The organism is Kitasatospora sp. NPDC057512, assembly GCF_042802135.1.
In the GTDB taxonomy this organism is placed as follows: Bacteria; Actinomycetota; Actinomycetes; order Streptomycetales; family Streptomycetaceae; genus Kitasatospora.
In genome coordinates this window covers 1-10,011 of sequence record NZ_JBHVET010000276.1, presented here as the reverse complement: position 1 = coordinate 10,011, position 10,011 = coordinate 1, and the positions used below count along the sequence as shown (strand labels likewise).

The following is a 10,011-nucleotide window of genomic DNA, read 5'->3' as shown; positions in this document are numbered from 1 at the left end:
GGCGCGGCCCACCGCGCGGTGGGCCCGCTGCCCGGCGCGATCCCGGTCGGATCGGACGTCCCGGTGGCCTACCGGGGCATGATCGAGACCGCGGCGCGGCGCTGCCCCGAGCCGGAGGTCACCCCGGTGCTGCTGGCCGCCATGCTGAAGGCCGAGAGCGGCTTCGACCCGAACGCCGCCCGCCCGGAGACCGGCGAGTACGGCATCGCCCTGTGGACGCCCTCCGTCTTCGAGGCCTGGGGCAAGGCCGCGACCCACGCCGGCCCGAAGTCGTACTGGGACCCGGGCGACGCGATCGCCGCGATGGGCAACTACGCCTGCTGGCTCGACCAGCAGATAAAGCGCCACGGCTTCACCCGCGACCTGCCCGCCCTGGTCGCGGCGGCCTACCGGACCAGCGACAAGACCGTGACGGCCGCCGGGGGCGTCCCGGAACGGCTTCGGCAACATGTCGACAAAGTGCTTCAGTACCTTCACGGCTACGGTGGGTGACTGCCGAATTGGGATGAGTTATGCCACATCCCCATGTATCCGGCGCGGGCACCCGGGTGACGGGCCTCCGGTCTGGGATCCTCGGCGGCATGATCACGAAGCTCCGCGCGGCTGTCGCGCAGTGGACCGTCGTCGTCCCGGTGGTGTCGTTCCTCGTCCTCGCCCTGACCTGGCACAAGGAACTCCCCGGCTGGGTGGTGGCGGTGGTCGCCTGCTTCCTGGTGGCCGCCGTGCTGTCGGCCGTGCACCACGCCGAGGTCATCGCGCACTGGTCGGGGGAGCCCTTCGGATCCCTGGTCCTCGCCGTGGCGGTCACCGTGATCGAGGTCGCGCTGATCGTGACGCTGATGGCCGACGGCGGGGACAAGTCCTCCACCCTGGCCCGGGACACCGTCTTCGCCGCCGTGATGATCACCTGCAACGGCATCCTCGGACTGTCCATCCTGGTCGCCGCCGTCAAGTACCGGACCGCCGTCTTCAACGCCGAGGGCACCGGCGCCGCGCTGGCCTGCATCGCCACCCTCGCGACCCTCAGCCTGGTGCTGCCGACCTTCACCACCAGCTCGCCCGGCCCCCAGTTCTCGACCACCCAGCTCACTTTCGCGGCCACCGCCTCGCTGGTGGTCTACGGGCTGTTCGTGGCCACCCAGACCGTCCGGCACCGCGACTACTTCCTGCCCGTCACCCCCGAGGGCCGGGTGCTGGCGGAGGAGGAGCACGCCTCCCCGCCCACCCTCCGGGCCGCCGGGATCAGCCTGCTGCTGCTCGCCGTCGCCCTGGTGGCGGTGGTGGGCCTGGCCAAGGGCGTGTCGCCGACCATCGAGAAGGCCGTGGAGGACGCCGGGCTCCCGCACGCCGTGGTCGGCGTCGTGATCGCCATGATGGTGCTGCTGCCGGAGACCATCGCGGCGCTGCGCGCGGCCGTCCGCAACCGGGTGCAGACCAGCCTCAACCTCGCCCTCGGCTCGGCGCTCGCCAGCATCGGCCTGACCATCCCGGCGGTCGCGATCGCCTCCACCTGGCTCTCCGGCCCGCTCGTCCTCGGCCTCGACCCGGCGCACATGGTGCTGCTGAGCCTGACCATCGTGCTGCTCACCCTCACGGTCATCCCGCGCCGGGCGACCCCGCTGCAGGGCGCGGTGCACCTGGCGGTGCTGGCGGGGTACGTGGTGCTGGCGCTGAACCCGTGAGGGCCCGCCGGCCGTAGTCGACAGTGGAAGCCCCTGGCACGTTCCCCCGTGCGGTCAGGGGCTTCCGCCGTTCCCGGGCCGGGTCGGGTGGTGCCGGTGGGATCAGTGGGACTAGTGGGACCAGTGGTGAACCCGGGAGGCGGTGCCGGCCGTGGTACCGGGTGAGGGCCCCGGTCCGCCCCCGTGGTCGGGGCCCTCGTCGAACCCGGTGCGACCGCCGTTGATCCCCCCGTGGGGGTCCGCGCCGCGGAACGACGGAGAGCCCCCGGTCCCGCTGCTGCTCGCGGGCCGGGGGCTCGATTGCGTCCGGGCCGACGGGGTCGGGAGCCGGTGCGGCGACGGCGGGCGCGGTGCGCGACCCCCCCGGGCCCCCGTGCGGTGAGTGGGCCCGTACGGCAGGGGTGGCCGGTATTGGCCGGTTCGCGGGGTGGCCTGCGTGTCGGGGCGGTGGGCGGGCGCCGGGGTTCTCTATCGTCCGTCCGGAACCGCCCGGTCCGAGGACCCCGTTGCGCGTACAGCCGATCCGACCCGTGGGAGAGTGCGATGCCCGGCCCAGAGCAGACCGTCCGGCCCGAGGAGACCGTCAGCGGCGGGGAGGCCGTCCGGGGCGGCGGGAGTGCCGACGTCATCGTGGTCGGCGCCGGACCGGCCGGCTCCACCGCCGCCGCCCACCTCGCCCGGACCGGACTGGACGTCCTGCTGCTGGAGAAGTCCGCCTTCCCGCGCGAGAAGGTCTGCGGGGACGGCCTCACCCCGCGCGCCGTCAAGCAGTTGACCGACCTCGGCATCGACGTCTCCGAGGAGGCCGGCTGGCTGCACAACCGGGGCCTGCGGCTGATCTCGGGGCACCGCTCGCTGGAGTTCGACTGGCCCGAGCTCTCCGCCTACCCCGGGTACGGACTGGTCCGGCGCCGCGCCGACTTCGACGAACTGCTCGCCCGCAAGGCCGCCTCGCTCGGAGCCCGGGTGGTCGAACGCGCCAATGTGACGGGCCCGACGCTGGACGAGCGGACCGGCCGGATCACCGGCGTCACCGCCAAGCTGGGCGAGGAGCGGCGGCCGGTCGTCTACCGGGCCCCGATCGTGGTCGCCGCCGACGGCAACTCCACCCGGCTGTCGGTGGCGATGCGGCGCTACCGCCGCACCGACCGCGCGATGGGCGTCGCGTACCGGACGTACTTCACCACCCCGCGGCACGACGACCGCTACCTGGAGGCCTGGCTCGACCTGCGCGACCCCGACGACCGGGCCCGGCGCCTGCTGCCCGGCTACGCCTGGGTGTTCGGCATGGGCGACGGCACCGCCAACGTCGGCCTCGGGGTCCTCGACACCGCCGGGACCGAGGTGGACTGGCGGGAGCTGCTGCGGCGCTGGTGCGACGGCCTGCCCCCGGAGTACGGCTACACCCCCGACGGGGTCACCGAGCCGATCCGCGGCGCCGCCCTGCCGATGGGCCTCAACCGCGGGCCCCACTACGCCGACGGCCTGCTGCTGGTCGGCGACGCGGGCGGGACGGTCAGCCCGGGCACCGGCGAGGGCATCGCCTACGCGATGGAGTCCGGCCGCTACGCCGCCGAGACCATCGTCCAGGCCCTCGCCCGCCGCACCGACCGCGGCCGCGAACTCGCCCTGCGCGCCTACCCGCAGGCGCTGCGCTCCGCCTACGCGGGCTACTTCGCGCTCGGCCGCCTGGCCGCCGACCTGCTGGGCCGCCCGAAGCTGCTCGGCGCGGCCGGGGCCGCCGGGCTCGGCCACCCGGCGCTGCTGAAGGTGGCGTTCCGGCTGATGGTCAACCTGACCGAGCCGAACTCCAAGGACGCCCTCGACCGGCTGCTCCACCTGCTCGGGCGGGTCGCCCCGGGGAGATGATCCGGGCGCACCGGACCGCTCATCCTCGCGGACGGGCGGTCCCGGCGTCCCGGCTTTGGCCGAATCCGCCGAGTCGAACGCGCAGCCGCACGGATCATGTTGACGAACGATCAGATGATCCGATTGCCTGGTGTCGAACCAGCCACGGAGGGTGAGCACAACGCTCCTCCGTGGCTCCTTTTCGATCGCTGACCCGTTCGACGGAGACACCGTGCGCCTTCGCCTTCGCCTGCTCGTCGCGCCGCTCGCCGCGGCCGCCGCCCTCACCGCCGTGACCGTCCCCGCCGCCGCCGCGGCCCCGGCGGCCACCCCCACCGACCAGTGCTCCGCCGCCTTCCGCCACGACGACGCCCGCCTCGGCCCCGCCGACCTCCCGACCACCGGGCCGGTCGGCCGCCAACTCGTCGGCTACCAGCGCACCGGCGGCGCGGGCGAGCAGGACTTCCTGGCCACGTACTACGACCCGGCCGGCAACGGCGGCAAGGGCGGCTGGATCTACCCGCCGGCCGACGGCTACGTCACCCTGCCCGACGGCAGCCCGATCGAGTTCGACCTCACCCTCTACCCGAACCAGAACATCGACCGCTACGGCAGCGAGTACGGCGCCTACCTCGCCCCCGAGGGCCTGCCCTACGCCAGCCGCGCGCTCCCGCCGCAGAGCCTGGACGGCACCCCGCCGGCCGCCTGCAACTACCACGACTACAAGGTGGTCAAGGCCTTCACGGTGCACGCCGGCCCGATCGCCCCGTGGTTCAACCAGCCCGGCTGGGGCCTCCAGTACCAGCTCGACGCCACCCTGCTGCCCGGCGGCCCGGCCAAGCTGAACGTGCTCTGGCTGGTGGAGAACGGCTACCTGGCCCGGATCTGACCGCGCTCCGCCCGCACGCCCGCTCCGTCCGTACGGGCGGAGCGGGCATGCGGGCCCGGAGGCCGGAATATTCGCTGGCGGGCCCGGGGGAGCGGGCGATAGGAAGACGGGATGACCATCAGCGATCCCGCCACCTCCCAGCGGGTGTTCCGCCCCACCGTCCTCGACCTCGGCGACGCCCTGCTGCGCCCCTGGGGGCCCGGCCTCGACGTGCCCGGCGGCATCGTGCCCGCCCTGCTCGCCGCCGCGGCGGACCCGGCCGTCGCCCGTTGGAGCCCGCTCAGCGCCACCGGCCCGGTCGACCCGCACGCCTACCTGGAGCGCTGCGAGGCAAGCTGGGCCGACGGCAGCGCGGCCCCCTTCGCGGTGATCGACGCCGCCGACGGCAGCCTCTGCGGCAACGCCTACCTGGGGTGGACCAACCGGGACGACGGCGTGGCCATGGTCGGCTACTGGCTGCTCCCCGCCGCCCGCGGCCGGGGCCTGGCCACCCGGGCCGCCACCGCCGTCACCCGCTGGGCCGTGGAGCACGCCGACGCCCGCCGCATCGAGCTCTACCACGCCGTCGGCAACGAGGCCTCCTGCCGGGTCGCCGAGCGGGCCGCCTTCCCGTACGAGGGCACCCTGCGCGCCTCCTACACCTACGGCGGGGGCGTCTACACGGACGAGCACCTGCACGCCCGGCTGGCCTCGGACCCGTTCACGGACTGAGCGCCCGCCCGCGGGCCCGCGGCCGACGGAAGGCACTCAGCCCCGGACGGTCCCGCCGCGGACCGCGTACGCGTGGGCGGTGGACTCGGCGAAGCGCTCCTCCTGCATGGCCGTCAGTCGCTGGACCACCAGGACGGCGAAGACGGCGGCGACCACCTCCAGCACGTCGGAGACCAGCAGCCAGCCGAGGGCGGTCTGGTAGTCGTCCGGGTACTTCGCCGAGTCCAGGTAGTTGGCGCCGAACCGGCCGGTCGCGTTGGCCAGCCAGAAGGTGGCCCACCAGAGGTTGACCAGCGGCTGGGGATGCGGCAGGCGCACCCCGGAGGCGTCCGGCCGGGCGCTGGCCTTCCAGGTGTCGACCGTGATCCGGAACGGGAACCAGAGGGCGACCACCGGGGTGAACCAGCCGCCGATCGCCCAGCCGCGCTTGAACCGGTGCCCGCTCGGGTCGAAGACCTCGGCGTTCACCCGCACCCGGTGGAACCAGGTGACGAAGGCGACCGCCGAGGCCAGCAGGGTGAGCGTCTGGACCAGGTTGACGTTGTCGTAGAGCAGGGCCGCGTCCGTCAGCGCGGACTCGTCGGCCAGGTCGGAGTCGGCGGCGAACTCCCCCGCCTCCCCGTACAGGCGGAAGCCCACGGCGAGCGAGGCGAGGGTCGCGGTGCCGCACACGGCGAGCAGGACGGTGGCGGCGGTGGAGCTGGGTCTCGGCGAGCGGTACAGGGCGGGCGAAGGCATCGGGGACGGACTCCTGGACTGGACCAATGTGACGGGGCGACACCCTAGGGCCTGCGGGCCGCCCCGGACCAGCGGCTTTTCGCGGACCGCACCGCACGACGGGCCCCGGCGCGCGGACGCCGCCCCCGCCCCGGCCGCGGCCCGCGCTCCGGAGCGACGGCGTGCGCGCGGAGCGGTGGCCCAGCCGGCCCGAACCGACGGCCGCGCGGCCCCCGCCGTGGCTCCTTGCCACGGCCCCCGCCGCGGATCCACGGGGCGCAGGCTGCGCGCGCGGCGGGGGAGCGACCTAACCTGGAAGGGAGCGTTCGGTGCGTCGCCCGCGAACGGAAGCGACGGAAGCGGTGGTCATGACGGTGGTCTCGGCGGCTCTCTTCGGTACCGACTGGTGGCAGCCCGCGCTGCCCGGCGGTGCCGAGTTGCTGCGCGAGTGCGCGGTACGGGGCTGGACGGTCGTGCTGACCGGCCCCGGGCCGGCCGGGGCGCCGGCGCTGGCCGTGGCCGATCCCGGGGGCGACCCGGTGCGGGCCGCGCTGGACCTGGTGGACGGCGGGCCCTCGCACGCCGTGGCCGTCGCCGGGAGCGTGCGCGAGGTACGGGCGGCGCGGCGGGCCGGGGTGCCGTGCGTCGCCCTGGCGGCCGGCCGGGACACCGGCCCCGAGCTGCGGGCGGCGGGTGCGGCCGAGGTCCACCGCGACGCCGCCGCCCTGTTGAGCGTCCTGGACGACAGCCTGCTCGCCCGCCCCCGGGCCTTCGGGCCCGTCGGCGCCGGAACAGGCGGTGCCCGGAACGGTTAGCGCGAGCCCGTGCCGGGCAACCGCCCGGATGCGAGCACGTCACCCGAAGTGTCGGAGGTGACCGAGATGGACGGACCCGCGTTGAGCGGATGGGAGCGGCGGCTCCTCGAGGAGATCGAGTCCGATCTGCGCCAGGACACACGGCTCGACCGGAAGCTGAGCACCATGGGCGCCGAGCCGCCGAGCCGGGTCCGGCGCGTGCTCCGCGGAATCGGGCGCAGGTTCTCGGCGGGGGTCGTGCTGACCGCCCTGGTGATGACGATGATCTGCCTCGGGGTGGGCCTGCGGACCCCGGCCACCGCCGTGCTGGTCGCGCTCGGCGTGGTCTGGGCGGCCACGGTGGCGGCCGCGTTCGCCGCCTCCGAGCTGCTGCGCCGCCGGCGCGCGGGCCGCGGCGGCACCGAAGCGGTGGACCCGGCGGAGGCCCGGGAACGCCGGGAGCGCCGCGAACGGCGGCCCTGGGACCGTCCGGAGGCGTGACACCATGACCACCGACCTGTGGGAGCACCGCCCGGGCTCCCATCCCGCCGCCGACCTCACGCTGGTCGGGTACGAGGTGCTCGCCACCGACGGCCCGGTCGGCCGGGTCGAACAGGACGCCGGGGACCACCTGCTGGTCGACGCCGAACCCTGGGTGCCCGGCACCCGGGTGCTCGTCCCGGCCGGGCTGGTCGCCCGGCTCGACCACCTCGACCGCGCCGTCCACCTCGACTGCCCGCGCGCCAGGCTCAGCTCCGCCCCGCCCGCGGCCGTCGACCTGACCGCCCCGCACCCGCGCTGAGCGACCGCGCCATGGGCTGGCCGTCCACCACGCTCACCGGCCGCGTGATCGCCTTCCTGGTCGCGCCGTACGGGGCCGAACAGGTCGAGCTGACCGACCCCTGGCAGGCCGTCGCCGAGTCCGGCGGCACCCCGCGGCTGCTGTCCACCGCCGAGGGCCGGGTCCGCACCGTCCGGCACCACGCCGAGGGCGACACCTTCGCCGTGGACGCCCTGGTCGCCGAGGCCGACCCGGCGGCCTACGACGGGCTGGTCCTCCCCGGCGGCGTCGCCAACCCCGACCGGCTGCGCCTGGACCGCCCGGCGGTCGCCTTCGTGCACGCCTGCTGCGCCGCCGGCCGTCCGGTCGCGGCGATCTGCCACGCGGCCTGGACGCTCATCGAGGCCGACGCCGTCCGCGGCCGCACCCTCACCTCCTGGCCCAGCCTGCGCACCGACCTGGTCAACGCCGGCGCCCACTGGGTGGACGAGCCGGTCCACGTCTGCCACGACGGCCCCGGCCCGCTCGTCACCAGCCGGAAGCCGGGCGACCTGCCGCTGTTCGACGACGCCTTCGTGACGGAGTTCGCCCACGCGGCGGCGAAGCGGAGGAGGTGAGCGAGGGGGAGCGAGGGCGGCGTCAGTCGCCGCGGAGGCGGACGAAGGTGGCGGACGGCGGGCGGCCGGTGAGGGTGAGTTCGGCGCGCAGCGGGGCGGTCAGCGGGTGGACCTGGCCGTGGTCCGGGTCGGTGGCGGGCGGGCCGAGCAGGGGGCGGGCGAGTTCGGCGACCTCGCGGGACTGGACCGGGGTGAGCCGCGGGGTGGTCAGGAACACCCGGCCGTCGTCCAGCTGGAGGATCAGCGCGTGCGGGTGGGCGGCCGGGCCGGTGACGGCGCGGACGGTGGCGTCGAGGGTGTCGCCGCGGCGGTACTTGACCCAGACGCGGCCCGCGCCGCGCGGGCGGTACGGGGCCGCCGCGGCCTTGCAGACCAGGCCCTCCACCCCGGTGTCGGCGAGCCGCTCCATCCACTCCAGGGCCTCCGCCCGGTCCGTGGTGGCCATGACCGGCCGGATCGGCGGCGGGACGTCGGCGAGGGCGGCGAGCAGCAGCCGGCGGCGGTCGGTGAGCGGCAGGGCCCGCACGTCGCGACCGGGCAGCGCCAGCAGGTCGAAGGCGATCAGCCCGAGCGCCACGTCGGGGGCGGCGGCGCGGGCCCGGCGGGTGCGCAGCAGCTCGCCGAAGGCGAACCGGCCGTCGCGCCAGGCGACCAGCTCGGCGTCCAGCACCAGGCCCTCCGGCAGCCGGGCGACGGCGGCGGCGATCGGCGGGAAGTCGGGGGCGAGGTCGCGGCCGCCGCGGGACTGGAGGTACGCGGGCCGCTCGCCCCGGGCGAAGGCGACGCAGCGGAAGCCGTCCAGCTTCAGCTCGTACTGCACGCCCCCGCCGCCCAGGCCGTCGGCGGGCGGGACGGCGGCCACGGCGGCCGGGCGCATCACCTCGACGGGCGGGTGCAGCACCTGGCCCGGCCGCGTTCCTTCCGCCCGGCTTGTCGGTGGTGACCCCGTCGGCGGTGGCGCGGCCGGCGCGCCGGGCAGCGGCCGGGCCCGCTCCGGGTCCAGCAGCGGGGCCAGCAGGTCGCCGTGCGCGGCCAGCCGGTCGGGCACCTCGGCGAGGGTGAAGACCAGGTCCCGTTCGTCGGCGGCCCGTTCCAGCTCCGCCCAGGTCAGCGGGGTGGAGACGGTCGGCAGCGGTCTGGCCCGCAGGGTGTACGGCGCGGCGGTGGTCTTCTTGGCGTTGTTCTGCGACCAGTCGACCAGCACCCGGCCCCGGCGGCGGGCCTTGGCCATGGTGTGCACCACCAGCTCCGGGTGCTCGGCCTCCAGGGCGGCGGCCAGCGCCTTCGCGTAGCCGGAGACCCGGGTGCTCGGCGCGGGCTCGATCGGGACCAGCAGGTGCAGGCCCTTGGAGCCGGAGGTCTTCACCCAGGCCGCCAGGCCGTCCGCCGCGAGCCGCTCGCGCAGCAGCAGCGCGACCGTGCGGCAGGTGAGCACGTCGGCGCCCTCGCCGGGGTCCAGGTCCAGGACCAGCCGGTCGGCGAGGGCGGGTCGGGCCGCGTGCCACTGCGGGACGTGCAGTTCCAGGCAGCCCAGGTTGGCGACCGCCAGCAGCGCCGCGCCGCTCTCCAGCACCACCTGGCGCAGCTCGCCGGTGTTGCTCGGCACGTCGACCGTGCGCACCCAGTCCGGGGTGCCGGGCGGCGGGTTCTTGGCGACGAACACCTCCGCCTCGACGCCGTCCGGGCAGCGCAGGAAGGAGACCGGGCGGTCGCGCAGGTGCGGGAGGAGGGCGGCGTGCACGGCGGCGTAGTAGCGCAGCACCTCGCCCTTGGGGGTACCGGTGCGCGGGTAGTACACCTTGTCGAGGTGGGAGAAGGCGAGGGTGCGCCCGTCCACCGTCATCTGCGGCACGGTCCGCCTCCGATGCCTCCGTCGCCTCCGCTGGGGTGGCCCCGCTGTCAGTCTGCCCCGGTCCGGCGGCCACCGCCTCGGCGCCGGCGCCCCGGGCGGTCCGCGACCGCGGACCGCCTC

At 75.8% G+C, this 10,011-nt stretch carries 11 protein-coding genes and 1 pseudogene; 9 read left to right on the top strand and 3 right to left on the bottom strand.

From position 1 onward, the window contains the following. The 5 genes from ACFU6K_RS19395 to ACFU6K_RS19375 form a co-directional block, all read left to right on the top strand. Positions 1–492: transglycosylase SLT domain-containing protein (locus ACFU6K_RS19395; protein WP_380664574.1), on the top strand; the 492-nt coding region annotated here is incomplete at its 5' end. A gap of 89 nt (positions 493–581) precedes the next feature. Next, entirely contained in the window at positions 582–1,682 is a 1,101-nt protein-coding gene (locus ACFU6K_RS19390; protein ID WP_380664572.1) for a calcium:proton antiporter, read from the top strand. Between the two features lie 543 nt (positions 1,683–2,225). Continuing rightward, positions 2,226–3,551 (top strand): geranylgeranyl reductase family protein, encoded by a 1,326-nt coding sequence (locus ACFU6K_RS19385; protein WP_380664570.1) that lies wholly within the window; start codon positions 2,226–2,228, stop codon positions 3,549–3,551. 211 nt (positions 3,552–3,762) lie between these two features. Then, positions 3,763–4,419: a TNT domain-containing protein gene (locus ACFU6K_RS19380; RefSeq protein WP_380664568.1), complete on the top strand. Its 657-nt coding sequence runs from the start codon at positions 3,763–3,765 to the stop codon at positions 4,417–4,419. Between the two features lie 111 nt (positions 4,420–4,530). After that, entirely contained in the window at positions 4,531–5,130 is a 600-nt protein-coding gene (locus ACFU6K_RS19375; protein WP_380664566.1) for a GNAT family N-acetyltransferase, read from the top strand. Between the two features lie 36 nt (positions 5,131–5,166). On the opposite strand, the gene ACFU6K_RS19370 is transcribed toward ACFU6K_RS19375, so the two are convergent. Continuing rightward, on the bottom strand, positions 5,167–5,868 hold the full coding sequence (locus ACFU6K_RS19370) for a DUF4328 domain-containing protein (protein WP_380664564.1): 702 nt from the start codon (positions 5,866–5,868) through the stop codon (positions 5,167–5,169). 347 nt (positions 5,869–6,215) lie between these two features. On the opposite strand from ACFU6K_RS19370, the gene ACFU6K_RS19365 reads away from it, so the two are divergent. The 4 genes from ACFU6K_RS19365 (at position 6,216) to ACFU6K_RS19350 (ending at position 8,039) form a co-directional block, all read left to right on the top strand. After that, positions 6,216–6,662, top strand: a complete 447-nt coding sequence (locus ACFU6K_RS19365) for a hypothetical protein (RefSeq protein ID WP_380664562.1) — start codon at positions 6,216–6,218, stop codon at positions 6,660–6,662. A 66-nt stretch (positions 6,663–6,728) separates the two neighbouring features. Further along, positions 6,729–7,142, top strand: a complete 414-nt coding sequence (locus ACFU6K_RS19360; RefSeq protein WP_380664560.1) for a DUF3040 domain-containing protein — start codon at positions 6,729–6,731, stop codon at positions 7,140–7,142. A 4-nt stretch (positions 7,143–7,146) separates the two neighbouring features. After that, positions 7,147–7,443 (top strand): PRC-barrel domain containing protein, encoded by a 297-nt coding sequence (locus ACFU6K_RS19355; protein ID WP_380664558.1) that lies wholly within the window; start codon positions 7,147–7,149, stop codon positions 7,441–7,443. A gap of 11 nt (positions 7,444–7,454) precedes the next feature. Beyond that, entirely contained in the window at positions 7,455–8,039 is a 585-nt protein-coding gene (locus tag ACFU6K_RS19350; protein WP_074004914.1) for a type 1 glutamine amidotransferase domain-containing protein, read from the top strand. Positions 8,040–8,061: 22 nt separating this feature from the next. Here the strand turns inward: ACFU6K_RS19350 and ACFU6K_RS19345 are convergent, their stop codons facing one another. Beyond that, the gene (locus tag ACFU6K_RS19345) at positions 8,062–8,916 is read right to left on the bottom strand and encodes a DNA ligase (RefSeq protein ID WP_380664576.1); all 855 of its coding nucleotides are present in this window, start codon (positions 8,914–8,916) and stop codon (positions 8,062–8,064) included. A 96-nt stretch (positions 8,917–9,012) separates the two neighbouring features. Further along, positions 9,013–9,882 (bottom strand): annotated as a pseudogene (ligD, locus tag ACFU6K_RS19340) (non-homologous end-joining DNA ligase); the annotation flags it as partial. Positions 9,883–10,011: the final 129 nt, after the last annotated feature.